General features: G+C 64.8%; 20 protein-coding genes and 1 pseudogene. 7 read left to right on the top strand and 14 right to left on the bottom strand.

Translation table 11 applies throughout. From position 1 onward, the window contains the following. Positions 1-4 precede the first annotated feature (4 nt). Positions 5-1,033: a TRAP transporter substrate-binding protein gene (locus tag DIS04_RS17190; protein WP_111415013.1), complete on the bottom strand. Its 1,029-nt coding sequence runs from the start codon at positions 1,031-1,033 to the stop codon at positions 5-7. A 282-nt stretch (positions 1,034-1,315) separates the two neighbouring features. After that, entirely contained in the window at positions 1,316-1,993 is a 678-nt protein-coding gene (locus DIS04_RS17185) for a GntR family transcriptional regulator (protein ID WP_111415012.1), read from the bottom strand. A 180-nt stretch (positions 1,994-2,173) separates the two neighbouring features. Between DIS04_RS17185 and DIS04_RS17180 the strand changes: the two genes are divergently transcribed. From DIS04_RS17180 to DIS04_RS17155, 6 genes are all read left to right on the top strand, one after another. Then, a complete protein-coding gene (locus tag DIS04_RS17180) occupies positions 2,174-3,238 on the top strand; it encodes an aromatic ring-hydroxylating dioxygenase subunit alpha (RefSeq protein ID WP_245904592.1) in 1,065 nt (354 codons plus the stop codon). Further along, positions 3,235-4,203 carry a PDR/VanB family oxidoreductase gene (locus DIS04_RS17175; protein WP_111415010.1) on the top strand — a complete coding sequence of 323 codons (969 nt, stop codon included), beginning with the start codon at positions 3,235-3,237 and terminating at the stop codon, positions 4,201-4,203. The genes DIS04_RS17180 and DIS04_RS17175 overlap by 4 nt, the downstream gene beginning before the upstream one ends. A 67-nt stretch (positions 4,204-4,270) precedes the next feature. Beyond that, entirely contained in the window at positions 4,271-5,272 is a 1,002-nt protein-coding gene (locus tag DIS04_RS17170; protein ID WP_111415047.1) for a TRAP transporter substrate-binding protein, read from the top strand. 209 nt (positions 5,273-5,481) lie between these two features. Next, on the top strand, positions 5,482-6,252 hold the full coding sequence (locus tag DIS04_RS17165) for a crotonase/enoyl-CoA hydratase family protein (protein ID WP_111415009.1): 771 nt from the start codon (positions 5,482-5,484) through the stop codon (positions 6,250-6,252). A gap of 170 nt (positions 6,253-6,422) precedes the next feature. Beyond that, on the top strand, positions 6,423-7,208 hold the full coding sequence (locus tag DIS04_RS17160; RefSeq protein ID WP_111415008.1) for a 3-hydroxyacyl-CoA dehydrogenase: 786 nt from the start codon (positions 6,423-6,425) through the stop codon (positions 7,206-7,208). A 319-nt stretch (positions 7,209-7,527) separates the two neighbouring features. Further along, the gene (locus DIS04_RS17155) at positions 7,528-9,306 is read left to right on the top strand and encodes an acyl-CoA dehydrogenase (protein WP_111415007.1); all 1,779 of its coding nucleotides are present in this window, start codon (positions 7,528-7,530) and stop codon (positions 9,304-9,306) included. A 145-nt stretch (positions 9,307-9,451) separates the two neighbouring features. Here DIS04_RS17155 and DIS04_RS17150 read toward each other — a convergent pair whose 3' ends face one another. The 7 genes and pseudogenes from DIS04_RS17150 to DIS04_RS17120 form a co-directional block, all read right to left on the bottom strand. Next, entirely contained in the window at positions 9,452-10,519 is a 1,068-nt protein-coding gene (locus DIS04_RS17150; protein WP_111415006.1) for a hypothetical protein, read from the bottom strand. A 123-nt stretch (positions 10,520-10,642) separates the two neighbouring features. Continuing rightward, positions 10,643-11,833, bottom strand: coding sequence for a thiolase family protein (locus DIS04_RS17145; protein WP_111415005.1), 1,191 nt, complete (start codon positions 11,831-11,833; stop codon positions 10,643-10,645). Between the two features lie 17 nt (positions 11,834-11,850). Then, positions 11,851-13,410 carry an acyl CoA:acetate/3-ketoacid CoA transferase gene (locus DIS04_RS17140; protein ID WP_111415004.1) on the bottom strand — a complete coding sequence of 520 codons (1,560 nt, stop codon included), beginning with the start codon at positions 13,408-13,410 and terminating at the stop codon, positions 11,851-11,853. 118 nt (positions 13,411-13,528) lie between these two features. Next, the gene (locus tag DIS04_RS17135; protein WP_111415003.1) at positions 13,529-14,827 is read right to left on the bottom strand and encodes a TRAP transporter large permease; all 1,299 of its coding nucleotides are present in this window, start codon (positions 14,825-14,827) and stop codon (positions 13,529-13,531) included. Between the two features lie 5 nt (positions 14,828-14,832). Beyond that, positions 14,833-15,351 (bottom strand): TRAP transporter small permease, encoded by a 519-nt coding sequence (locus DIS04_RS17130; RefSeq protein ID WP_111415002.1) that lies wholly within the window; start codon positions 15,349-15,351, stop codon positions 14,833-14,835. Positions 15,352-15,472: 121 nt separating this feature from the next. After that, positions 15,473-16,603 (bottom strand): TRAP transporter substrate-binding protein DctP, encoded by a 1,131-nt coding sequence (gene dctP / locus DIS04_RS17125; protein WP_111415001.1) that lies wholly within the window; start codon positions 16,601-16,603, stop codon positions 15,473-15,475. A gap of 234 nt (positions 16,604-16,837) precedes the next feature. Beyond that, positions 16,838-18,676: pseudogene (locus DIS04_RS17120) on the bottom strand (feruloyl-CoA synthase); the annotation flags it as partial. Positions 18,677-19,009: 333 nt separating this feature from the next. On the opposite strand from DIS04_RS17120, the gene DIS04_RS17115 reads away from it, so the two are divergent. Then, a complete protein-coding gene (locus DIS04_RS17115; RefSeq protein WP_111414999.1) occupies positions 19,010-19,468 on the top strand; it encodes a MarR family winged helix-turn-helix transcriptional regulator in 459 nt (152 codons plus the stop codon). A gap of 48 nt (positions 19,469-19,516) precedes the next feature. On the opposite strand, the gene DIS04_RS17110 is transcribed toward DIS04_RS17115, so the two are convergent. The 5 genes from DIS04_RS17110 to DIS04_RS20565 form a co-directional block, all read right to left on the bottom strand. Further along, positions 19,517-20,968 (bottom strand): aldehyde dehydrogenase, encoded by a 1,452-nt coding sequence (locus DIS04_RS17110; protein ID WP_111414998.1) that lies wholly within the window; start codon positions 20,966-20,968, stop codon positions 19,517-19,519. Positions 20,969-22,058: 1,090 nt separating this feature from the next. Beyond that, positions 22,059-22,418 (bottom strand): 4-fold beta flower protein, encoded by a 360-nt coding sequence (locus DIS04_RS20975; RefSeq protein WP_422668154.1) that lies wholly within the window; start codon positions 22,416-22,418, stop codon positions 22,059-22,061. Positions 22,419-22,839: 421 nt separating this feature from the next. Next, positions 22,840-23,466: a glutathione S-transferase family protein gene (locus DIS04_RS17105; RefSeq protein ID WP_111414997.1), complete on the bottom strand. Its 627-nt coding sequence runs from the start codon at positions 23,464-23,466 to the stop codon at positions 22,840-22,842. 167 nt (positions 23,467-23,633) lie between these two features. After that, entirely contained in the window at positions 23,634-23,792 is a 159-nt protein-coding gene (locus DIS04_RS20570) for a hypothetical protein (protein WP_179951296.1), read from the bottom strand. 192 nt (positions 23,793-23,984) lie between these two features. Further along, complete coding sequence (locus DIS04_RS20565; RefSeq protein WP_245904591.1) at positions 23,985-24,290, bottom strand: glutathione binding-like protein; 306 nt, start codon at positions 24,288-24,290, stop codon at positions 23,985-23,987. Positions 24,291-24,545: the final 255 nt, after the last annotated feature.

Raw genomic sequence — 24,545 nt, 5'->3', positions numbered from 1 at the left:
GCGCTTACTCCTGGCCGGTAGCGCAAGCCTCACTGGCCGCCAGCGCCGCCTCGTAGACCTCCTGGCCCGGCAGGCCGCGTTCCTCGAGCTCGGCGAGATAGTCGTCGATGCCCTGCTGCAGCGGCGCACTCCACTCATCGTTCTCGAGGGGATTGTCGACGACGCGGATGGTGTGGCCAGCCTCCTCGGCCTCCTGCTTGCCCGCCTCGTCCAGGGCGTGGAAGACCTCGCCGGCCTTCTCGGCCCAGCGCATGCCGGAGTTGGCGTCGATGACCTCCTGCTGCTCCGGGCTCAGGCTGTCATAGGTACGCTGGCTCATGGTGGCGACGAAGATCAGGGTGTAGAACGGCACCTGGGTGTGGTACTCGGCCAGCTCGTTGAGGCGGAATACCTTCATGCCCTCCCAGGGGAAGCTGAGGCCGTCCAGCACGCCGCGCTGCATGGCGGTGTAGATGTCCGGCGCCGGCATGCCGGTGGGGTTGGCGCCCATGTTCTCGAGGATATCCCCGGCCACCGCGGTGGGACGTCGGATGCGCAGCCCTTCCAGGTCGGCCGGCGTCTGCACGTCGGTGTCGAGGGTGTGGATGTAGCCCGGCCCGGTGGTGAACATGAACAGTGGGCGGGTGTCTTCGTACTCGCTGTCGAGGTGGCCCTCGTCGAACAGGGTCTGCAGCACGCAGGCGCCCTGGGGCGCGGTGGTCGCCACCCCCGGCAGCTCGACGACCTGCGACAGCGGGAAGCGTCCGGCGGTGTAGCCCTGGGCAGTGGCGCCGATGTCGGCGATGCCGTTCTCCACCGCCTCGTAGATGGCGTCGGGCTTGGCCAGGGTGCCGGAGGGGAACATCTCGACCTCGAGCTCCCCGCCCGACTCCTCCTCGATGGTGGCCGCCCAGGCCTCGAAGATGTCCTCGTTGATGCCCGAGGCTCCCGGCCAGAAGTGGGCCATGCGCAGGGTGGTCGCGGCTTGCGCCGAGGCAGCGGTGACGCTGGCGATGGATGCCGCCAGCAGGCAGCGAGTCAGCAAGCGTTTCATGGGAGTCCTCCGGGAGATCGTTATAATGGACATATCGCTTGTTCGCTATACGAATTAACGTTCGTATAAATAGCTAAGCTAACCCACTCCCGGAGGTCCCGATAATCGACATTAGTCTATGATGCCTGGATTTTTGCCCCTCCCGGGCGGTAGCTGCCAAGTAGCCGCCACTTTCCAGGACTATCGGCACGCCTTCTTGGACTTTTCGTGGCTATGACTGACCTGCGCCTACCCCCCACGGCCGTTGGGCACCCAGGACCTCGTCGTGACCCACGGGTCAGCTTAGCCCCCCAGCCCGAAAAGCTCCCCGTAGCGCAGGCCGATGAAGGCGTGCTCGCGCATCAGCATCTCGGCGCGGGCGCCCTCGCCATGGCGCAGCGCCTGGACCACCAGCTCGTGCTGGGTCTGGGCCAGTTGAAGCTTGCGATACTCCCGATCCAGCGCCTCACTGTCGATGACGATGGAGTCGGCCGCGGCGAAGGGCAGATGGTTGTTGCGGGCGATGGCGTCGCCGATCACCGGGCTGCCGGCCGAACCGACGATGGTTTCGTGAAAGTGACGGTTGAGCTCGCTCCAGACATCGACGTCGCGCTCCTCCAGGTAGCCTTTGGCCAGCAGCTCACGCCCCTTTTGGATCCAAACCAACAGCTCGGCCTCCAGCGCGGCGGACAGGCCCTGCTCGGCCACGCGCCGCGCCGCCAGCCCCTCCAGCACCCCGCGCACCTCCACGGCGCAGAGCACGTCGGCCTCGGTGAACTCCCGCACCATGAAGCCGCGCTTGCCGGCCCGCTGCAGCAGCCCCTCCTGCTCCAGCGTGCGAAAGGCCAGCCGCACCGGCGTCCGTGAGACGCCCAACTGCTCCGATACGGCCACCTCGCCGAGACGCTCGCCCGGCCCGTAGGCTCCCTCGCCGATCAGCTTGCGCAGCCGGCTCACCACGCTCTTGTCGGTGTTGCTCACAGGTGCTCCCCGTTGTCTCTGCGATTCCCGCCACGCAAAGGAATGGATCCAACTAAAGCATAAGTTGACCGATTGCATGCCTCAGGTCTCTACTTTGGATCCAAACATAACATTTCCGACCCGAGAGGGTAAGGCGGTTCCATGTCGAGAGCAGGAACCCGAGACCCCGAGGAGAGCGCCGTGACACTCCAAGCCCCCTTTCCCAGGAATACCTGGTACGTCGCCTGCACCCCGGACGAACTGGCAGACAAGCCGCTGGGACGCACCATCTGCAACGAGCCGATCGTCTTCTTCCGCGGCGACGAGGGCCGCGTGGCCGCCGTGGAGGACTTCTGCCCCCACCGCGGTGCCCCGCTCTCGCTGGGCTTCGTGCGCGACGGCAAGCTGGTGTGCGGCTACCACGGCCTCGAGATGGGCTGCGACGGCAAGTGCGCCGGCATGCCGGGCCAGCGGGTGCGCGGCTTTCCCAGCATCCGCGCCTACCCGGTGGTGGAACGCCACGGCTTCGTATGGCTCTGGCCGGGCGACCCGGACAAGGCCGACCCGAGCCTGATCCCCGAGCTGCAGTGGGCCGACAGTCCCGACTGGGCCTTTGGCGGCGGTCTCTATCATATCCACTGCGAGTACCGCCTGATGATCGACAACCTCATGGACCTGACCCATGAGACCTACGTGCACGCCTCGAGCATCGGCCAGCCGGAGATCGAGGAAGCCGCCCCCGAGACCCGTGTCGACGGCGACGAGGTGATCACCAGCCGGCACATGGAGAACATCCCGGCACCGCCGTTCTGGCAGGCGGCCCTGCGCGGCTGCGGCCTGGCCGACGACGTCCCGGTGGACCGCTGGCAGATCTGTCGCTTCACCCCGCCGAGCCATGTCCATATCGAGGTCGGCGTGGCCCATGCCGGAAACGGCGGCTACGACGCCCCGGCGGCGGTCAAGGCGTCGAGCATCGTGGTGGACTTCATTACCCCCGAGACCGACACCTCGATCTGGTACTTCTGGGGCATGGCGCGCAACTTCAAGCCCGAGGACGCCGAGCTCACCGCCAAGATCCGCGAAGGCCAGGGCAAGATCTTCGCCGAGGACCTGGAGATGCTCGAAGCCCAGCAGCGCAACCTGTTGCGCTATCCCGACCGCCAGTTGCTCAAGCTCAACATCGACGGCGGCGGCGTCCAGGCGCGGCGCATCATCGACCGGATACTCGCCGAGGAGCGGGAACGCAGCGAGGAGACTTCGGCATGAGCAGCACGCCCCTGTCGCTGATCGTCGAGGTCAAGGCGCGCCACGACGAGGCCGAGGATATCGTCACCTTCGAGCTGGCCGACCCCCACGGCCGGCCGCTGCCGGCGTTCAGCGCCGGCGCGCATATCGACGTGCGAGTGAAGGAGGACCTCATTCGCCAGTATTCGCTGTGCAACCACCCGGAGGAACGCGATCGCTACCTGATCGGCGTGCTGCGCGACCCCGCCTCCCGTGGCGGCTCGCTGGCCATGCACGAGGAGATCCAGGTGGGCGACCTGGTCCAGGTCAGCGCGCCCAAGAACCACTTCCCGCTCAAGCCCGCCGGGCGCACCCTGCTGCTGGCCGGCGGCATCGGCATCACGCCGCTGCTGTGCATGGCCGAGCGCCTGGCCCGCACCGAGGCCGACTTCGAACTGCACTACTGCACGCGCTCCCTGCAGCGCACCGCCTTTCGCCAGCGCATCGCCGCTTCCGGCTTCGCCGAGCGGGTGCACTTCCACTTCGACGACGGCACGGCGGAACAGAGGCTGGACCTGGAAACCCTGCTGGCAACGCCGGAGCCCGACACCCGCGTCTACGTCTGCGGTCCCACCGGCTTCATCGACGCGGTACTGTCGACAGCCAAGGCCAGCGGATGGCCCGGCGAACGGCTGCACACCGAGTACTTCACCGGTGCCGTGGCCGACACCGCGGACGACGACAGCTTCGAGGTCAGGATCGCCAGCAGCGGCGCCAGCTTCACCGTGCCCGCCGACAAGACGGTGTACCAGGTACTGACCGAGAACGGCATCGACATCATGGTCTCCTGCGAGCAGGGGGTCTGCGGCACCTGCCTGACCCGGGTGCTGGAGGGCGAACCCGATCACCGGGATCTCTACCTGGACGATGACGAGCATGCCGCCAACGACCAGTTCACCCCCTGCTGCTCACGCGCGAAAAGCAAGGTACTGGTGCTGGACCTGTAAGCGCTTCAACAACATAACGACAAGAGGAATCCCCATGACTTCGAGCAAGACCCTGCCCGCGACCCCCATGCCCGGCGTCCTGGCCGGTATCCTGGCCGCCGCTCTCCTGGCCACGCCGGCCCTGGCCGAGGCGACCACCCTGCGCATCGCCCACGTCTGGCCCGGCGGCTCGCTGATCGACCGCGAGCTGTTCCAGGCCTGGGCGGAGAGCGTCGAAGCGGCCTCCGACGGCCGGCTAAAGGTGGAGGTCTACCCCAGCCAGACCCTGGCCAAGTCCGACAAGACCTACGAAAGCACCGCCAGCGGTGTCGCCGACATCGGCGCCTCGGCCCAGGGCTATACCGCCGGGCGCTTCCCCCTGACCCAGGTGGTCGAGCTGCCGGGCGTCTCGGCCAGCAGCCGCCAGGGCTCCTGCATCCTGCAGTCGCTCTACGAGCAGGGCCACTTCGCCGAGGAGTACGACGACAGCCGGCCGCTGTTCATGTTCACCACCGGGCCGGGCTACCTGCATACCCGCGAGCGCCTGATCGAAGCCCCCGATGACCTGGAGGGCCTGCGCCTGCGCCGCCCCACGCCGGTGGTGGGCGACATGTTCACCCGTCTCGGCGCCCAGGCCGTGGGCATGCCGGCACCGGACGTGTTCACCGCCATGCAACGCGGCGTGGTGGACGGGCTGAGCTTCAATTGGGAGGGCATGAAGACCTTCCGCCTCAACGAGCTGGCCGGCTACCACACCGAGGTGCCGCTCTACGACCTGTCGCTGTTCGCCACCATGAACCAGCGCACCTACGACAGCCTGCCCGAGGACTTGCAGCAGGTGATCGACGATCACAGCGGCATGGAGTGGTCGCTGCGCGCCGCGGAAGTCTACGACGAGTTGATTCGTCAGGGGCGCGAGGACGCCGAGGAAGCCGGGCATGAATTCCTGGTCATCGACGACGCGCTCGAGCATTCCGAGTGGGGACCGGTACTGCAGGAAACCATTGACGGCTACCTGGAGGAAGTAGGCGGCGAGGCCGGCGGGATCTACGAAGCCGCCATGGCCCTGCGGGACGAGTGCAGCGCCTGATTCGTCATCCCTACCTTCCAGCGGCGGCCTTCGGGCCGCCGTTTTCGTTCCCCCCGGCCTGCCGCGGCAGCGCCGGCAATCGTCCCGGGAGATCGTTTTCGACAAATGACCCCTTGGGGGGTAGTGCGGCGGCACCAATACTGTTTATACTCACAACAGTATTTGTTAACAACAAGCGCTCAGCCTGCCGAACGACTGCCGAGGCCCTCATGACCGAAACACTCGTCAAGACGACTCTGGACGACACCATCTACACCATCACCCTGGCGCGGCCCGAGAAGCGTAACGCCATCAGCGACCGCCTGCTCGCCTCCCTGGAAGAGGCACTGAGTGCCATCCCCAAGGAGACCCGGGTCATCATCCTCGCCGCCGAAGGCAAGCACTTCTGTTCCGGCCTCGACCTGGCAGAACACCAGCATCGCGAGCCCTTCGGCGTGGTGCAGCACTCCCGTAGCTGGCATCGCATCTTCGATCGGTTGCAGCACGGCGGCCTCCCGGTGATCACCGCCATGCAGGGCGCGGTGATCGGGGGCGGCCTGGAGCTGGCCAGCGCCACCCATGTGAGGGTCGCCGAGAGCAGTACCGTTTACCAACTGCCCGAGGGGCGCCACGGCATCTTCGTCGGCGGCGGCGCTTCGGTGCGAGTCGCCGGCATCATCGGCGCCGGCCGCCTGTGCGAGATGATGCTGACCGGCCGCGTCATGGCAGCCGAGGAGGGCCAGCGCCTCGGACTTTCCCACTATGTGGTCGGCGACGGCGAGAGCCTCGACAAGGCCCGTCAGCTGGCCTCCCGCATCGCCGAGAACGCGCCCATGGCCAACTGGGCCATGGTCTCCGCCATCTCGCGCATCGACAACATGGCCAGCGACGACGGCCTGTTCGTCGAGTCGCTGACCGCCGCCCTGACCCAGACCAGCCCCGAGGTGGCCGAACGTATCGGCAGTTTCTTCAAGCAGAAGGGCCAGGGACCACGCACCTGAGAAAAGGCTGATTTATTGCTGCGCTCGATAGCTTGGCCGCCGGCGGTGCTCACAATCCTCATTGAGCACCCAGTCAACTCCGGTTGCTGCGCGCCGGCGGCAGCCAACCTCTCATCGCTCGCGACATAAATCAGCGCTTTCCTAAAAACTCAGAGCTTCGGAGAATTGCCATGAAATTTCAGGACAATACCTTCATCGTCACCGGCGGTGCCTCGGGACTTGGCGAGGCCACCGCGCGCGCCCTGCACGATGCCGGCGGCAACGTGGTGATCGCTGATCTCAATGCCGAGCGCGGCGAGGCGCTGGCGAGCGAACTGAACGCCAGGAGCGCCACCGACCGCGCGCTGTTCCGGCGCACCGATGTCACCAGCGAGACCGATGCCCAGGCCGTGGTGGCGCTGGCCGTGGAGTCCTTCGGCGGCCTCCAGGGGCTGATCAATTGCGCCGGGGTCGGCGACCCCGCCAAGGTCGTCGATCGCCACGGCGAGCCCCTGCCGCTCGAAGCCTTCTCGCGCATCGTCAACATCAACCTGCTGGGCAGCTTCAACATGCTGCGCCTGGCCGCCGCCGCCATGGCCAAGGGCGAGCCCCAGGCCGACGGCGAGCGCGGGGTGATCATCAACACCGCCTCGGTGGCGGCCTTCGACGGTCAGATCGGCCAGCCCGCCTATGCCGCCTCCAAGGGCGGCATCGTCGCCATGACCCTGCCCATCGCGCGCGAGCTGGCCCGCCACGGCATCCGCGTCATGACCATCGCCCCGGGGCTGTTCAAGACCCCGCTGATGGAGGCGCTACCGGAAGAGGCGCAGCAGTCCCTGGCCGCGTCCATTCCCTTCCCCAACCGCCTGGGCGAGCCCGACGAATTCGCGCGCCTGGCCTGCCATATCGTCGACAACCCCATGCTCAACGGGGAGACCATTCGGGTGGATGGGGCGATTCGTATGGCTCCGAGGTAGTCCGTTCTGCCACAGCTCACTGAAGGAGATGAGCTTTTCCGACAACAAGCCTCCGCGAGGGCGCTGTGAACCCTTCCCTGGGCGCTACTTTTGCCTTGCTTCGCTCCCGCATCCTGCTCCACTTGCAGGACCAGGGCTGGCCATCCATGGCCAGCCCGTTCGGAGCATGCTCCTCACCCATGGCAAAAGACCCTCGCTTCGGCTTGTTCCCAGCGCTCATCTCGCCGGGCCAGTGGGAAAACTCAAGCCTCCATTGAACAGGTGACGGCAGCCTTCTCCGTTTCACGCCCGGCCACTATTCCAGTGTGAGAATGCCACCATGCTCGATTACCAGGCGCCGCTGCGCGACATGCAGTTCATCCTCGAAGAGCTGGCCGGTCTCGAGCGGATCGGCGAGCTGCCCGGCGGCGAGGACGCCTCGCCCGATCTTGTCAGCGCCGTGCTGGAGGAGGCCGGCAAGTTCGCCGCCGGCGTACTCGCCCCCCTCAACCCGGTCGGCGACCGCCAGGGCTGTCGCCTGGAAGGCGAACGAGTGGTCACCCCCGAGGGCTGGCAGGCGGCTTACGACCGGTTCCGCGAGGCCGGCTGGATCGGCCTCTCCCTGCCGCCGGAGCACGGCGGCCAGGGGCTGCCCAAGCTGGCCTCCGCTCCGGTATGGGAAATGTGGTTCGCCAGCAACATGGCCTTCGCCATGCTGCCCCAGCTCAACGTGGGCCAGACCGAGGCGCTGATGATCGCCGCCAGCGAGACGCAGAAGGCCACCTGGCTGGCAAAGATCGTCAGCGGCGAGTGGGCCGCCACCATGAACCTCACCGAGCCCCAGGCCGGCTCCGACCTGGCCGCCACGCGCATGCGCGCCGAGCCCGAGCCCGGCGGCGCCTACCGCCTGTTCGGCCAGAAGATCTTCATCTCCTACGGCGAACACGAGCTCACCCCCAACATCGTGCACCTGGTGCTGGCCCGGCTGCCCGACGCCCCGCCCGGGGTCAAGGGGCTGTCGCTGTTCCTGGTGCCCAAATATTTGCTGGATGATCAAGGCGAGCCGGGGCAGCGCAACGACATCCGCTGCATCGCCATCGAGCACAAGATGGGCATCCACGGCAGCCCCACCTGCACCCTGAGCTACGGCGACGACGGCGGCGCCCTGGGCTACCTGGTAGGCAAGCCGCACCAGGGCCTGGCCACCATGTTCGTGATGATGAACGAGGCCCGCTTCAACGTGGGCATTCAGGGCGTGGCCCTGGGCGAGCGCGCCTACCAGGCGGCCCTGAACTATGCCCGCGAGCGCGTTCAGGGGCGCGATATCGTCACCGGCGAAGTCGGCCTGCCGATCCTCGCCCACCCCGACGTCAAGCGCATGCTGGTCTCGATGCGTGCCCGGCTGATGGCCATGCGTGGCCTGCTCTACACCGCCGCCGGCTGGTTCGACCTCGCCCGCCACCACCCCGAAGCCGAAGTCGCCGACAAGCATCGCCGCTACATCGACCTGCTGATGCCGGTGGCCAAGGGCTGGTGCACCGAGGTGGGCAATGACCTGTGCGACGAGGCGATCCAGGTGTTCGGCGGCATGGGCTTCGTCGAGGAGACCGGGGTCGCCCAGCTGTTCCGCGATGCCCGCGTCACCACCATCTACGAGGGCACCACCGGCATCCAGGCCAACGACCTGCTGGGGCGCAAGATCCTGCGTGAGGACGCCGCCACCCTGCGCGAGCTGATCGGTGACATCCGTGAGACCGCCACGCAGCTCGACGCTCATGCAACGCTCGGCGACCTGGCGCAGCCGCTCCACGACCAGGCCACTCTGCTCGATGCAACCGCGGACTGGCTGCTGGCCCACAAGGCCGACACCGCCGAGCTCTACGCCGGCGCCGTGCCGCTACTGCACCTGCTGGGCATCGCCTGCGGCGCCTGGCAGATGGCCCGCCTGGCGCTCGCCGCCGAGGCCCGCCGCGCCGATGGCGACGACGACTACCTGGCCGGGCTGAGTGAACTGGCCCGCTTCTACATGGCCACCCAGGCGCCCCAGGCCCATGCCCACACTCATACCCTGCGCCATGCCGGGGGGGTGCTGAGCCGCTTCCCAGCAGCAGCGCTCTAGACCCGCGATTGCGCTTGAGGCTGCCCCAAGCCTCGCCAGGGAACTTTCGCCGTCCTCACAACGAAAAGAGGCGAATCACCGACGTATCGATGATTCGCCTCGCCAAGCGATCGAAACCGAGCGAAGGATCCGGCGACAAGCTCCCCTAGAACTTGTACATCGCCATCAACTCCACCTGCTGTCCACCCGGACGCAGCGGCATCGTCGTCGCATTGCGGTCGCGCCACTCGATGCCGAACTCCAGGTTGGGCAGGTAGGTGTAGATGAGGTTGACGTTCATCATCTCGAGGGTATCGTCGGCAACGGTCGGTGCCACCTCGTCCGCTTCCACCTGGGCGTAGCGAATGTTGCCGCGGAACTGCTCATTGAAGCGATGGCTCACCCCCGCCGTATAGCCGGTCGTGCTCACCAGGTCGCCGTCGGCATTGACCTCACCGCTCGCGGGCATGCTGACGGGACTCGTGGCACCGTTGTAGCCCCAGCCGGAGTAGACGTTGTTGCCTTTGCCCGTGTAGCCGCTCAGGGCAAGTGAGGTATTACCGAAGTTGAGCTTAGCGGCCAGGGAGAACGCGGCGCCGAATTCCGAATCGTCGATGCCGGTCTCGACCTCCCGCCCGGTGACGCCGGCATTGAAGGCGTGCCCCGACTCGGTGCGGTGCGTATAGGACGCCACCATGTCCGGGTAGTCGGCATCCTGGTAGATCGGGTCCTGGAGGCTGAAGCGGAACCCACCCGGGGTATAATGGAGCACCATATCGGGTCGTACGACCGCGCCGCTACCGGAAACGCTGCCGACCCCCGTGCCGTAGAAATCGAGGATCTCGACGTCGAATGGCGCGTTGGCAAAGAACTGGCCCGACCAGGTCTGCCCGAGGGTCAAGTCGTCGACCTGGATGTAAGCGTGGCGCAAGCGCATGGCATAGCTCGTATCCGTCTCATCCGTCGCGTTATCCCAGAAGTCGCCCTCGATGAAGCCCGTCACGCTATGGCCCTGAACCTCCTTGTCGACCTGGAAGTTGATGCGCGACTGGCGAGCGCTGGCATCGAAGTTCCGGTCTCCCTGATCCGGATCGGTAAAGATTCCCTCCGCCTTGATATAGCCTCCGATGCTGAGATTCGCACCGCCGAATTCACCCAGCTCCAGGGCGTAAGCCTGTGCAGAAACGGTCGAAAGCGCTACCGCCATGGCCAGCCTTTTTCCAGTTACCTTCATGGTTCATCTCCGTGTTGTTCTAGTTCGAAATCTGCTGCTTGCGACTCACTTCCCTTGCGTTCTCTCTTGCACCCCGCCAACTCCCTTGACGGGTTTTCCCGGGTGGAAGGACCGGGGGAGCTTTCAGCCCACCTTGACGATCAGCGCGGCAGCCGAATCGCCGGCCGCGCAGCCGGTCACCAGGGCGTAGCCGCCGCCCTTCAGCGCGGTCTCCTCGATGGCCTCGATCAGCAGGCGCGCCAGCGTCGGCGCCTGGGGGTGGCCGTAGACCAGCGAGGTGCCGTAGTTGTTGAAGGTGTGGGCGTCGAGCCCCAGCGCCTTGGCCAGGTGCAGGTCGTTGGCGATGAAGGGCGTGTGGTTCTTGATCGTCTTGATCTGGTCGAGGCCCAGGCCCGCCCGGTCGAGCGCACGCTTGACCGAGGTGGCCGGCGCCATGGGCATGTGGGCCGGCTTGGTCCGGGCATGGCCGTAGGCCACCACCTGGGCGGCCAGTCGGGGATCGGTGCTGAGCTCGGCGGCGCGCTCGCGGGTGGTGACGACGATGCCGGCGTTGGCATCGGCCGGGTGGGTCTGGGCCCCGTAGGTGTGAATGCCGTCGGGCTGCACCGCCCGCAGCCTGGCGAGGCCCTCGGCACTGGTCGCGGTGACCCCCTCGTCGGCCTCGACGCGCTTGGTCTCCCTGCGCGAGACCGCCACTTCGACGGGAAACATGTAGCGCCTCTGGAAGGCGCGCTCGTTGGCCAGCGCCTCGGCATACTGCTCGTAACGGCGCAGGGTCAGCTCGTCGGCCTGCTCGCGGCTGAAGCCATGCTCGCGCGCGACGTTCTCGGCGGTGGTCAGCATGTCCTTGCCGGTGGCCGGGTCGGCGGCGATGTTGTCCATGTTCCAGTTCTCGGCGATCACCTCGCCGCCCGGCCCGTTGGGGTTGGGCCAGATGGTGTGCGGGCCGTTGGAGGGGCGGTCGGCGAGCAGGCAGTAGGTGGTCTCGAAGCTGCCGGCATCCACCGCCAGGGCGGCATTGAACACCGCCGTGGTCGCGGTGGCACAGGCCTGGGTGACGTTCTGGCCGGGTGCCTGGCCGGCCCCCATCATGGCCGCGGCCCAGGGCGCGCCGTAGAAGATCGACTTCTGGCCCACCGACACGCCCAGGTAGAGGTAGTCGATGAGCGTGGGGTCGATGCCGCGGCTGGCGAACCAGCGCTTGCTGGTGGCCGCGCCCAGTTCGATGGCGTTGACGTTGGCCAGGCTGCCCATCCACTTGCAGAAGGGGGTCGTGTAGTAGCCGCCGTAGGGGATGTAGGCGTTCTTGAACATGTCTGATCTCCTGATGCTCAGTCGCGTGCCAGGTGCTCGCGCAGGCCGCCCCACTGGGGCTGGAAGAGCGCCTCCGGCATCTCGCGCAGCACTGCGGCGATACGCGGCACGAAGTCCATGGCCGCCAGGATGTCGCGTTCGACGTCGAGGCCCGGGGCGATCTCGGTGAGGGTGATTTCGCCGTCGATCAGCTCGAAGACGCAGCGCTCGGTGACGAACAGCACCGGCTTGCCGGTCTGCTGGGCATAGCGGCCGCTGAAGGTGATCTGGTCGACGCGCTGGACGAACTTGCGGCGGTGTCCCTCCTGGCGAATGGCGAGGCGGCCGCCCTCGATCGCCAGCTCGCCGCCGTTGGTGAAGGTGCCGCAGAACACCACCTTGCGGGCGCTCTGGCTGATGTTGATGAAGCCGCCCGGCCCCACCACCTTGTCGCCGAACTTGCTGACGTTGAGGTTGCCCTCGTGGTCGGTCTGGGCCAGGCCGAGGAAGCAGACGTCCAGCCCGCCGCCGTCGTAGAAGTCGAACTGGTAGCCGTGGTCGATGATCGCCTCGGCGTTGTACGAGGTGGCGAAGTCGCCGCCGCTGGCGGGCACGCCGCCGTAGGTGCCGAGTTCGGTGGTCAGGGTCATCAGGTCGCTGACGCCCTCCTCCGCCGCCACGCTGGAGACCCCTTCGGGCATGCCGATGCCGAGGTTGACCACCCCGCCCGGCACCAGCTCCATGGCGGCGCGCCGGGCGATCACCTTGCGCGGGTCCAGGGGCAGCGGCTTGATGCCGCCCAGTGGCATCCTCAGGTCGCCGGACAGCGCCGGGTTGTAGCCGGTGGTGATGGTCTGCATGTGGTGCTCGGGCTCGGCCACCACCACGTAGTCGACCAAGTCGCCCGGCACCTTGACCTGCTTGGGGTGCAGGCTGCCCTGGGTGGCCAGGTACTCGACCTGGGCGATGACGATGCCGCCGCTGTTCCTCGCCGCCTGGGCCATGGAGAGCTGCTCGAGGAACAGCGCCTCGCGCTCCATGCTCAGGTTGCCTCGCTCGTCGGCGGTGGTGGCGCGAATCACCGCCACGTCCACCGGAAAGGTGCGGTAAAGAAGCCACTCCTCGCCCTCGAGTTCGACCCGCTTGACCAGGTCCTCGACGGCCGCCGCGTTGGCCTTGCCACCCTCGAGGCGTGGATCGACGAAGGTACCCAGCCCCACCTTGCTGAGCACACCGGGCTTGTTGCCGGCGATGTGGCGCCACAAATGGGCCAGCACGCCCTGGGGCAGCAGGTAACCCTCGAGGCGGTTCTCGCGGATCAGCTCGCCCATGCGCGGCGCCTGGCCGGTGTGGCCGCTGATCAAGCGCTTGACCAGCCCGGCATGACCCAGGTGGTTCATGCCGCGGGTCTTGCCGTCGCCGCAGCCGCAGCTATGCGCCACGGTGAGGTCACGGGGCGCGCCGGTCTCAAGGAAGCGCCGCTCCAGCGCCGTGGCCACGGCCTCGGCGAAACCGCACAGGCCGGCAGTGGTCCAGATGACGGTGTCGCCATCCCGAATCAGGTCCGCCGCGCTGCTGCTGTCGATGACCTTGTTCACTCTCTCGGCCTCCTTGGGAGGGGTTGTGATTGAGACTTAAACATATTGTTTTATAAACAAACTATTTAGCTCGAAGGAAGGCTGACGATTGGCCGCACAGCCATCCTGGGCTCGTGAATCAGCCGCCGGTCAGTACCAGCACGATCTGGGGATAGAAGACCACCAGGGCCACCACGGCAATGTCGGCCACCAGGAACGTCGCCACGCCGCGGAAGATGTCCATCAGCGAGGCGTACTGGCCCGCCACGCCCTTGATCACGAAGATGTTCATGCCCACCGGCGGGGTGATCATGCCGATCTCCAGCAGCTTCACCAGCAGCACGCCGAACCAGATCAGGCTCACGTCATACAGCTCGAAGACCGGCAGCAGCACCGGCAGGGTCACCAGCATGGCGCCGAAGGGCTCCATGAACAGCCCCAGGAAGAGATAGATCAGCACCACCACCAGCATCAGCTCGAGATAGGAGAGCTCCCAGCCGGTCACCGCCCCGGTGATGTAGCCGGCCAGGCCGCTCAGGCTCAGGAACAGGGTGAACATGCTGGCCCCCACGCCGATGATCAGCAGCGCCGAGGTGGTGGAAAGGGTCTCGAGCAGTGCGGCCTTCATCGCCCGGCCGTTCAGGCGCCTGAGCAGCAAGCCGATGAGGATCGCCCCGGCGGCCCCCACGGCCCCCGCCTCGGTGGCGGTGAAGAACCCCGAGAAGAGGCCGCCGAACACCAGCACGCCCAGCACCAGCACCGGCCAGATGTCGAGCAGCGCCTGGCGGGCGGTGATGTCGCGGGCCCCCACGGCCTCCCGCGGTACGATGTCGGGTCGCCACCAGCTGACCAGGAGGATCACCAGGCTATAACTCAGCGCCGTCAGCAGGCCGATGGTGATGCCCCCGAGGAATACCTGCGTGATCGAGACCTGGGCGAAGACGCCATACACGATCATCAGGATACTGGGCGGGATCAGCGCGCCGATGGTACCGCCGGCGGCGATGGTGCCGCAGGCGAAGCTCGGCTTGTAGCCGCCCCGCACCATCTCGGGAATGGCGATGCGGCCCATGGCGGCCGAACAGGCCACGCTCGAGCCGCTCACCGCGGCAAAGCCTGAGCTGGCCACGATGCTGGAGATCGCCACCCCGCCGGGCAGCCAGCGAAAGACCACCTTGGCGGCACTGAAGAGCCCGTTGGTAAGGCCGGTGTGATAGCAGACGAAGCCCATCAACAGGAACATCGGCACCGCGCTGAGCGTCCACTTGGCGATGAACTCGTAGGGTGCCGAGGAAAGCTGCCCGATGGCGGTATTCCAACCTAGCATCACCGTCATGCCACCCAGCGAGACCACGACCAGCGAGAGCGCTACCGGTACCCTTAGCGCCAGCAGCAGCATGAGGATGGCGAGGCCATAGAAGCCAACGTCAACGGACATTAAGATCACCTTTCATCTGGCGTGCTGGAGGGAGGAGCCGCCCCACTGGCCAGGAACGGCAGCCGCACCACACAGACCACCGCCGCCAGGGCGAACGCGACGGGCAGGGCAAAGTAGGTCGGCCAGACCGGCATGGGGAAATTCAGCGACATCACGTAGGCGCCGATGTCGTACTGCTCCATCGCCTTGTTCCAGGTGGTAATGGCCAGCACGGCATAGACTCCGGCTGAAAGCAGCGACACCAGCACGTCGGACAGGCGCACCAGCCATGGCTTCATCAGCCCCTCCAGCGCCTCCACGGCAATCATCTGCCGGCGCCACTCCACCCAGCCCAACGGCAGAAGGGCCAGGGTAATCAGGTAATAGCGGGTCACCAGCTCCGCAGTGGCCGGGATCGACACGGACAGCGTGGCGCGCAGCAGCACGTCCAGGGTGATATGGATCACCATCAGCAGGATGCCGAGCGTTCCCAGCAGGGCCAGGCCGACGGCAGCCCGATTGGTGAGGCGGTAGAGAACATCCATCACGAGTCTCCGGCGTGGGAGCGTTTCGAAGCCGGCTTGCCGGCCTGGGGCTCAGGAGCCTGTCCGAATTGATGCCGGCCAGCCACGAAACTCGGCCAAGACCGACAGGCTCCGGGCGACGTCAGGTCCCGTAGGTAGAGAAGTCGACCTCACTCCAGATTTCGCGCTTCATCGCCTCGGCCACCGCATCCGGGTCCTCCTCGGCTTCCTCGACGATGGCGGTCCACTTTTCCACCAGCGACTGGAAGCGCTCGATCTTGGCTGCCGCCTCCTCTACGCCGTGGCGGCTTTCCGCCTGCTCCGCGGCATGGACCAGGTCCTCCTCGAGAAAGGCTTCGGTGGCCTCCAGCAGCTCGGGCTCGGGTTCCAGCATCTCGATGCCGCTCTCCTGCGCCACCTCCCGGGCCTCTTCGGCCATCTCGTACCCCCAGCGCTGGGTGATGGCGGCCGACGCCTCGACGGAGGCATGGATCAAGGCCTCACGCTGCTCGGCTGAGAGCGACCCCCAGGCCTGCTGGCCAACCGCATGGGAAATGGTGCTGTGGAACGTGCCCAGCTCGACATCGGTCACGTAGTTCAGCACGTCGTCCAGACGAAAGGAGATGATATCGGCAATGGAGGCGATGGTGCCTTCGATCACCCCCTGGGAGAGCGACTCGTAGGTCTCCCCTACCGGGATGGAAGATGGCGAGACACCCACCGATTCGGCCCAGCGAGAGTACTGCGGGCCGCCCACCCGCATGCGCAGCCCCTGAAGGTCGTCCAGGTTTCGTACCGGCTCGGTGCTCAGGATGCGGTAGAGGTCCGAGGCATGGGAGCTGGTATAGACGATGCCAAGCTCCTTGAGCTCCTCCTGGCACTCGTCACAGGTGACGATGTACTCGGTCACCGCCGCCCCCATGGCATGGGGGTTGGTGCCCAGGAAAGCCAGGTCTCCGACCAGGTTGATCTCGGGCAGGTCGGCCGGAAAGTAGGCCGGCAGGAAGAGACCGACCTCCACCAGTCCGCTGCGAATGGCGTTGCGCATGTTGCCGATGCTGGCCACCTCGGTCCCCAGCAGGTTGCCCGTCAAGTCGTCGCCGGTCTTCTCGGCCAGACGCTCGGCGAACTCGGTAAACATCGGATCATAGGCGGGGTGCGCCGGCGGCACTCCGGGGGCCATGCGCATCTCACGGGCGTGGGCATGGCCGGCCAGCGCCAGGCTACCGACGGCAGCGACAACGGCAAGGGTCTTGAGCGTGCGACGTGTCATGGGGCTACCTCGAAGGTTTGTATTTGTTTGTAGTGACAACAATGGTGCTTACCATCTATTTGAGTTCCGATTATAGTCCACTCATCGACACATCTCGATACCCGACTTTGGTATAGGCTTCGCCTCGCCGGCTCGTGCATTGTTCCAGGCACAGGAGCTCCGCCTCGGGACGAGGCAGAGCTCCTGTACTTGCTTGAACGGGATGTGTGCAAATTGCAGCGCTACAAGCGGCATTCAATCGAGCCGCAACACGCCCTGCGGCGGTGGCTCGCGATAAAGCGCCTCGACGATGGCGGCCCGGTTATCGAGCACGGCCCGCTGGTTGATCGAGCCCTTGTCGGTAATCTCGTGGGCGTCCAGCCGCGGCGGCTCGTCGAGCAGCACCAGGCGCCGCACCCGGGTGGAGCTGCCGGTGCAGTGGGCGTCCAGGTCCCGCAGCATCTGCAAGAACCGCTCGCGCACCGGCTCGCTGGCCAGCACCGTGGCGGCATCGATTTCGCTGCCCAGCCCCGCCAGCTCACGGCACTTCTCCAGGTCCGGGAACACCATGACTGCCACATAGGGCCGGTCGAGCCCGGCGATCACCACATCCTTTACATAGGGGGCACCGGCTTCGATGATGCGCGCCCGCAGCGGCCCGACGCTGACCCAGGTGCCGGTGTCGAGCTTGAAGTCCTCGGAGATGCGCCCGTCGAAGCGCATGCCGCGCTGGGGGTCGTCCGGGTCGATGAACTTGACCGCATCGCCCAGGCAGTAGAAGCCTTCCTCGTCGAAGCTCCTGGCGGTGACCTCGGGCTGGCGCCAGTAGCCCGGCATCACGCTGGGCCCTTTCACCCGGCACTCGAGCTTGCCGCCGTTGGGCACCAGCTTGATCGTCACCCCGCGCGCCGGCAGGCCCACCACGCCGGAGCGGGACTCCTCCAGCGAGGCGAACATCGCCGAGGGCGCGGTCTCGGTGGCGCCCAGGCCGGTCAGCATGCCCACCTTGCAGCCCAGGGTCTGGATGGCCAGGCGGTCGAGTTCGTCCCAGATGTGCTGGGAGAGCCCCGCCGCGGCGAAGAACATCAGGTTTAGCCGGGAGAAGAAGGTCTCGCGCAGGGCATCCTCGCGCTTCAGGTAGTCCACCAGGATCTCGAAACCCTTGGGCACGTTGAAGTAGACCGTGGGGGCGATCTCGCGCAGGTTGGCGATGGTCTTCTCGAACTCGCCCGGCACCGGGCGGCCGTCGTCGATATAGAGGCTGCCGCCGTTGTAAAGCACGATGCCGACGTTATGGTTGCCGCCGAAGGTGTGGTTCCACGGCAGCCAGTCGACCAGAACCGGTGGCTCGTCGCGCATGAAGGGCATCAGCGAAGCCAGCATCTCCTGGTTGGCGCAGAGCATGCGGTGAGTATTAATGACGCCCTTGGGCATGCCGGTGGAGCCGGAGGTGAACAGGAACTTGACAATGGTATCGGGGCCGACGGCCGCACGGGCCTCCTCCACCGCCGCGGTCACGGGGGTATCCAGCAGTTCGTCGAAGGTGCCCATGGGGAAGCCTTCGGCTTCTACCGCCACACAGCCGCAGTCGGCCGGCTGCACCGCCGCCAGGGCGGGGGCGAAATCCTTCGCCTTGTCGACCATCAGCAGGCCCGGCGTCAGCAGCTCGATGATATGGCGCAGCTTGCCGTAGTCGCGGCTGACCAGCGAATAGGCCGGCGAGACGGGGGCGAAGGGAATACCCACATACATCGCCGCCAACGACAGCAGCAGGTGCTCGATGGAATTACCGCTGAGGATGGCCAGGGGCCGCTCGACGCTCAGGCCGTGGTTCAGCAGCCCTTGCGCCAGGCGGCGTACCCGCGCCAGGGTCTGGGCATAGCTCAGGCGCTGCCACTCGCCGGCACCGTCGCGCCGCGCCACGAAGGTACGCTCCGGCGTCTCGTCGGCCCAGCGTTCCAGGCACTCGAGCAGCGTATCGGGGTAGTCGCCGAGGGGTTCCTCGACAGTGAGAAGTCGGGTTCCATCATCGCGCAGGATCAGCTTGGCAGTGGCAGTGCCCAGGCGGACATCGCGAAAGGAGGAAGACATGGGCGCTCCTGCTGTTTGTGATCGTTGTCAGGATCGAAAGGGGCATCTCGCTACCCTCGGCATGGGAGCCTTGGTAACATGGAGTCCAGTATTTTTTTAAACTGTTGGCATGTCAAACATTTTGCCGCCATAACATTATTCTTGGGAACCGAAGCAAGGCGAAATAAGCATTCAGTATCAAAAAGTTACTCTCATAACGCCGTGTCGCCGCGACGATTCTCACGGCCGAGGCACGACTAAAGTTGGAGACCGTGATAGGCCTCGCCGTCCGGTATCCGATAGGCTGTTTGCTGCTTGCCGCCTCGTGGCTCACCCAACCTCAGGGCCGACCAACCTATGAGCAACGACGACCAGAACGGTATCGATTACTCCATGCTGCAGTCCCGCCTCGGCTACAAGCTACGCCGGGCGCAGCTCGTCTACTTCGACGTGTTCTTCGAGGCTTGCGCCCAGGAGGGCATCACACCCGGGCTGTTCAGCATCCTCGCCATCATCTATCACAACCCCGGGCTGACCCAGTCGGCGGTCTCCACCGCCCTGGACGTGGACCGTTCCGCCATGGTGGCGGCCATCGACAAGCTGGAGAGCATGGAGGTGGTGGAACGGCGCAAGTCGAAGAACGATCGGCGCTCCTACGCCCTCTACCTCACCGACAAGGGCAAGGAATTCACCGAGCGGCTCAACCGCAAGGTCGCCGCGGGCGAAGACAACTTCGACAGCTTCATGAAAGAAGGCGAGCGCGAGTGGCTACTCGACCTTCTCGACCGTATCATCGCGGCCCGCAAGGGAGGCTGATGCCAGCCTCCCTTCATCATCGGATATAGCCAGATCGGCTAAATGGGCCTAGATGGGGTAGTGCCGCGGCCCCAGCTGCACCGTGATCCAGCGCAGCTCGGTGAACTCCTCGATACCCGCCTTGCCGCCGAAGCGCCCGTAGCCGCTGGCCTTGACGCCGCCGAAGGGCATCTGCGGCTCGTCGTGCACCGTCGGCGCATTGATATGGCAGATCCCCGACTGGATGCGCCCGGCGACCTTGATCGCCCGCGCCGTATCGCGACTGAACACCGCCGCCGAGAGGCCGTACTCGCTGTCGTTGGCGATGCGGATGGCCTCCTCCTCGCCCTCGACCCGGATCACCGCCACCACCGGCCCGAAGGACTCCTCGCTGTAGAGCCGCATCTGTGGCGTCACGCCATCCACCACCGTGGCCGGCATGATCACCCCATCGGCCCGGCCGCCGGCGGCCAGGCGCGCGCCGTGGCTCTCGGCATCGTCGAGTAGCGCATTGAGCTTCTGCCCCGACTCGGCATTGATCAGGGTGCCCAGGGCGTTGCCCTCGCCGCGCGGGTCGCCCGCTTTGAGCGCCGCGGCACGCGCGGCCAGCTTGTCGACGAAGGCGTCGGCCACCGAGGCATCGACGATCAGTCGTTCGGTGGACATGCAGATCTGCCCCTGGTTGAAGAAGGCGCCGAAGATCGCCGCGTCCACCGCGGCATCCAGGTCGGCATCGTCCAGCACCAGGAACGGCGCTTTGCCGCCTAGCTCCAGCAGCACCGGCTTGAGGTGACGGGCCGCCTTCTCGGCGATGATCCGCCCCACCCCGGTGGAGCCGGTGAAGTTGATGCGCGCCACGTCGGGATGGGCGATCAGCGCTTCCACCATCTGCGGAGCGTCGGCCGGCGCATTGGTGATCACGTTGACCACGCCGTCACCGAACCCGGCCTCCACCAGCACCTGACCGATCAGATGGTGGGTCGCCGGGCACTGCTCCGAGGCCTTGAGGATCACCGTATTGCCACACGCCAGCGGCGTGGCCACGGCCCGGGTGCCGAGGATGATTGGCGCGTTCCACGGCGCGATGCCGACCACCACGCCGCAGGGCACCCGTACGCCCATGGCCAGATTGTCGGGCACGTTGGAGGGAATCACGTCGCCCTGGATCTGGGTGGTCAGCGATGCCGCCTCGCGCAGCATGCCGGCGGCCACCATCACGTTGAAGCCGGCCCAGCCCGGCGTGGCGCCGGTCTCGCTCACCATGCGCTCGATGAACTCGGCCTGGCGCGCCTCCATCAGCTCCGCCGCCTTGAGCAGCTTGCCGCGCCGCTCGCCGGGGCCCGTTTGCGACCAGGTCGCGAAGGCCCGGCCCGCGGCATCCGCCGCCGCCTTGGCATCCTCCACCGAAGCGGCCGCCGCCGTGGTGGTGGCCTGGCCCGTAAAGGGGTTGGCGCGTTCGAAGGTGCGCCCCTGGGACGCAGCCTTGGCCCGGCCGTCGATCAGCAGTTCGAGGGTCGTCATGGGTCTCTCCTTGGCGTTGTTGTTGGCGTCGGCTGTTCTCATTTTCGCCGAAGCCAACCGCCGCATAAGGCAAAATCAGCGGGATTACTTGGACTTTTCACGTATCGGGCTGGGACTTTAGTCGTGTGTTGCGCAGGAGGCAGCATGGAGTACGCGGCTAGGCTGCCGACTCGTATTGGAAGGCAGGAGTCGGCCAGAAACGGTCTTTCGGGGAGTCCTCATGTAACGCCGCCAGAACGCTCGGCTTTGTAGTGAAGGCGCAGCCGCAACGAAAAAGCTGTCGCCGTGCCTAGCCTTGTTAGCGACTCTTCTTCGGAGGCTTGTCTTTTTGGTTCGTGATTATACGCTTTCTTTCGGCTTCAATTGGTTTCGGTGGTTCCGGGATGTTTTTCTTTCTATCATTCATATCATCACCTATAAATAGTAGTTAAATGAGAACACAATAAAGCCTAGCCCAAGTAGAACTGACGACGTCATCGTACCTATGGATGCGCACCGGAGCAAAAGCCCACGTTTCCCGTTCGTCTCGTTACCCACTATACACGCCTCGTCCGCACGTGTTAGCAATTCAGTTAAAGTCGCCTCATATACGGAATCGTGACAGTCTGACAGATTCTTGTGTGCTCGCTGAGCATATTCAGCCCAACTCTTATCATATAGGGGTTGGTACCCCCCAAATGCAGGTATCGAATAGACTGATAAGGTAAATGCTAGAACTCCGCTAACAATTGAAAGAACGAAGGCTATGTAGCAGCCCGTGAGTAGTGGGATAACATCAGGGAAAGATTCAACTTTTCGATACGTCCATTCTATGAGAGCAACATCAAAGCCAACAAGTATCACTGAGAGCCAAAGCAGGTTTCTAGCGACGGTCACTTGGTGGCGATTTATGTCGATAAGATGAGTGTAATACTCCTTCTCCGACATCAAGACCAGCCGCTCCAAGGACTTTTGATAGCCTTCATTGTCGTAATCTTCAGTATCATTCATCTGCCAAATCCCTGATGATCGCTAACGCCAGCCATCACCGGTGACAAAACCGGAGCGCAGCGGAGGTTTTGGCATCCGGTGTATGGCCTGGTTAAGTCATTCACTGCTCGAAGAACGCATTACCGGATAACTCGGACCATGACAGAGAACGCGCGGGCTTTGCCGGCCGTGCTTCTCTAGCTCCTCTTGCAGGTCTTGCACCACGCGCACCTCTGGCTGGTCGGGCAGCCCGGGCGGGACGAGCTGGACCACCGGTAGAGTTCTCAGTGAAAAATGCTGGCCGGCCGTTTCGGTCATAAAACCAACCATTATCAACCCACCCCAAGTAACGACCGCTGTATGCGAACACGGACTCTTCTGACAACCAGCCAACCGGCCTGCCGTTATATAAATAGATCGATTGACCATCATCGTCCACATAGGCCACGGCCTGACCAGACGAGCTGTAAAGTGTGACCATAACTCTGAATACTCCCTTTCAACTTAACAGGATTAGACCGCGCGCGTCATATTCAACTTGAACGCGCACGCGCGTTCAATAATATTATGCCGCGCGCTCGCCAACCTCTTATCTTATTGAAAACCCTATAAATTAAGTATATCTTGGCAGTATAGTCCGAAACGTCGTGCATGCCACATATCCCAATGAACGTGCCTGCTGCATTTGCCGGCATGTCGGCTTTGGGTCGTTAGCTGACATTAGCTTTTATTCAGCCCAGAGCAACCGCTACCATTGCTTACAAATGAACACATACAACCAGACTAGACGCTCGCCCAGCCCCACACCAGCGACCTATGTCAACGCAATGCCAAAAAAGCCGAGAGCCAGCGCAACGGCTGGCTCTCGATGCTGGCAACGCCCACTGATCTCGAAGGATGGCCTAGCTCTCCATCGCCGCGAACGCTTCGGCGATGGTGGGCGGTGCCGTGGGTCGGGCGTACATCGCCTTCAGGTACTCCCTCAGCCGCGGGGCGGCGTCGAGCAGGTTCTCTTCGTTCGCCCAGTCCAGCGTATAGGCGGCGTTGAAGTCGGCGACGCTGAGCCGATCGCCGACCATGTACTCGCGCTCCTGCATGTGCCGCTCCAGCACCGCCAGCATCTCCCTGCACTCCTGCCTGGCCTGGTCGACGTCCTGGGGCAGGCGCTTCTCGTCCGGGTAGAGGAAGGTGTGACGAGCGATGCGCCACAGCGGCTGTTCGATCTCGGTCACCATGAAGAAATTCCAGCGATGCATCTGGGCGCGTCCTTCCACAGCACTGGGTATGAAGCCCGCCTGTGGATATTTTTCGGCCAAGTAGAGCTGGATCGCGGCCGACTCGGTGATGACGTGGTTTCCATCGACCAGCACCGGGACCTTGGCGGCGGGGTTGAGCGCGAGGAAATCCGGCTGGAGGTGCTCCCCTTGCATCAGGTCCACCGGGACTAGCTCATATTCCAGGCCCAGCTCGTTGAGTAACCAGACGGCGCGCAGGGCGCGGGTCGGCGGCGTTCCGTAGAGTTTCATCATTTTCAGGCTCCATCGATTGGCAGGCATTTACCGTTTCGCATGTCTGGAACTCATCGGACGGGGGCGCGCGCTATCGACACACCATAACGAGAAGAGCCAGCGCATTCGCTGGCTCTTCTCGTCGTATCAGGTTGCCGGGCCGACTAGGCCAGGCACGGCCTCGGCCGTTAGAGGTAGTAGTTGTTGCGCAGGCGGGGCGCATGCTGGCGGTAGGCAGCTTCGCTCATCCGCTCGAGCAGGCGGTACGCGGCGGAGCCGATGCGCTTGCTCAGGGGAGCGCTGGTTCGGGTGGCGACTGCGGTATGGGGAAGCGTCTGGGTGGTCATGGCTGGGTATCTCGGTTACTTCATGAGGATGCTAACAGAATACCCGACGCCTAGACTTTAGTCTAATTCATTCGCCTTTAGTCGCATGACCTGCGTCATGCCAATAGCCAAAAAACCGAGAGCCGGCGCATAGGCTGGCTCTCGGTGTCTTGCGGCCCTCTTCGGGCAGATTCGCTGCAGCAGTCCAGGAAGCTAGTCGGCCGTCTGGGAGCCGCTACCCGGCCAGGTGGAAAGCGCGTGCTCTGTGATGACCACCAGCATGTCGCGGCTGAAGCCGGCCTTGGCCTGCACCGCCATGTCGTGCAGCACGGTCATGACATAGGCGGCGCTGAAGTCGGCGACGCTGAGTCGATCAACGACGACGTACTCGTTCTCCTGCATGTGGCGTTCAAGCACCGTCAGCATCTCCCTGCACTCCTGCCTGGCCAGGTCGACGTCCTGGGGTATGCGCATCTCGTCCGGGTAGAGGAAGTGGCGCTGGTTCTGCGAGAGCATCATTGCGGCGTTCCAAGGCAAGATTTACTGATTCATTGCCTCCTCTCGCTCCTGTTCATATTCGCTATACGTCTTGCTGGCATCCTCCATGCATTCGTCGTATTGAGAGTGCGGAAGCTTGGAGCATTCATAACGGTTGCTCGCTTGAATGCCCTCATAAGCCCCTCGGCTTGTACAGCCAGCCAGTATGCAAAGCATGATAAATAGAAGTCCTTTCTTCATCGCTTTACCCGTTTTCCTTTTTTGCGTAACGCCGCC

This window comes from Billgrantia lactosivorans, from assembly GCF_003254665.1.
Taxonomy (GTDB): domain Bacteria; phylum Pseudomonadota; class Gammaproteobacteria; order Pseudomonadales; family Halomonadaceae; genus Halomonas; species Halomonas lactosivorans.
This window is presented reverse-complemented; position numbering and strand designations above follow the sequence as displayed.

Bases quoted from the DNA above. Each gene is read 5' to 3' on its own strand.
- DIS04_RS17190 (WP_111415013.1), bottom strand. From the start codon at position 1,033: ATGAAACGCTTGCTGACTCGCTGCCTGCTGGCGGCATCCATCGCCAGC.
- DIS04_RS17175 (WP_111415010.1), top strand. From the start codon at position 3,235: ATGAGCAGCACGCCCCTGTCGCTGATCGTCGAGGTCAAGGCGCGCCAC.
- DIS04_RS17170 (WP_111415047.1), top strand. From the start codon at position 4,271: ATGCCCGGCGTCCTGGCCGGTATCCTGGCCGCCGCTCTCCTGGCCACG.
- DIS04_RS17165 (WP_111415009.1), top strand. From the start codon at position 5,482: ATGACCGAAACACTCGTCAAGACGACTCTGGACGACACCATCTACACC.
- DIS04_RS17160 (WP_111415008.1), top strand. From the start codon at position 6,423: ATGAAATTTCAGGACAATACCTTCATCGTCACCGGCGGTGCCTCGGGA.
- DIS04_RS17155 (WP_111415007.1), top strand. From the start codon at position 7,528: ATGCTCGATTACCAGGCGCCGCTGCGCGACATGCAGTTCATCCTCGAA.
- DIS04_RS17150 (WP_111415006.1), bottom strand. From the start codon at position 10,519: ATGAAGGTAACTGGAAAAAGGCTGGCCATGGCGGTAGCGCTTTCGACC.
- DIS04_RS17145 (WP_111415005.1), bottom strand. From the start codon at position 11,833: ATGTTCAAGAACGCCTACATCCCCTACGGCGGCTACTACACGACCCCC.
- DIS04_RS17135 (WP_111415003.1), bottom strand. From the start codon at position 14,827: ATGTCCGTTGACGTTGGCTTCTATGGCCTCGCCATCCTCATGCTGCTG.
- DIS04_RS17130 (WP_111415002.1), bottom strand. From the start codon at position 15,351: ATGGATGTTCTCTACCGCCTCACCAATCGGGCTGCCGTCGGCCTGGCC.
- dctP (WP_111415001.1), bottom strand. From the start codon at position 16,603: ATGACACGTCGCACGCTCAAGACCCTTGCCGTTGTCGCTGCCGTCGGT.
- DIS04_RS17115 (WP_111414999.1), top strand. From the start codon at position 19,010: ATGAGCAACGACGACCAGAACGGTATCGATTACTCCATGCTGCAGTCC.
- DIS04_RS17110 (WP_111414998.1), bottom strand. From the start codon at position 20,968: ATGACGACCCTCGAACTGCTGATCGACGGCCGGGCCAAGGCTGCGTCC.
- DIS04_RS20975 (WP_422668154.1), bottom strand. From the start codon at position 22,418: ATGGTCACACTTTACAGCTCGTCTGGTCAGGCCGTGGCCTATGTGGAC.
- DIS04_RS17105 (WP_111414997.1), bottom strand. From the start codon at position 23,466: ATGATGAAACTCTACGGAACGCCGCCGACCCGCGCCCTGCGCGCCGTC.
- DIS04_RS20570 (WP_179951296.1), bottom strand. From the start codon at position 23,792: ATGACCACCCAGACGCTTCCCCATACCGCAGTCGCCACCCGAACCAGC.
- DIS04_RS20565 (WP_245904591.1), bottom strand. From the start codon at position 24,290: ATGATGCTCTCGCAGAACCAGCGCCACTTCCTCTACCCGGACGAGATG.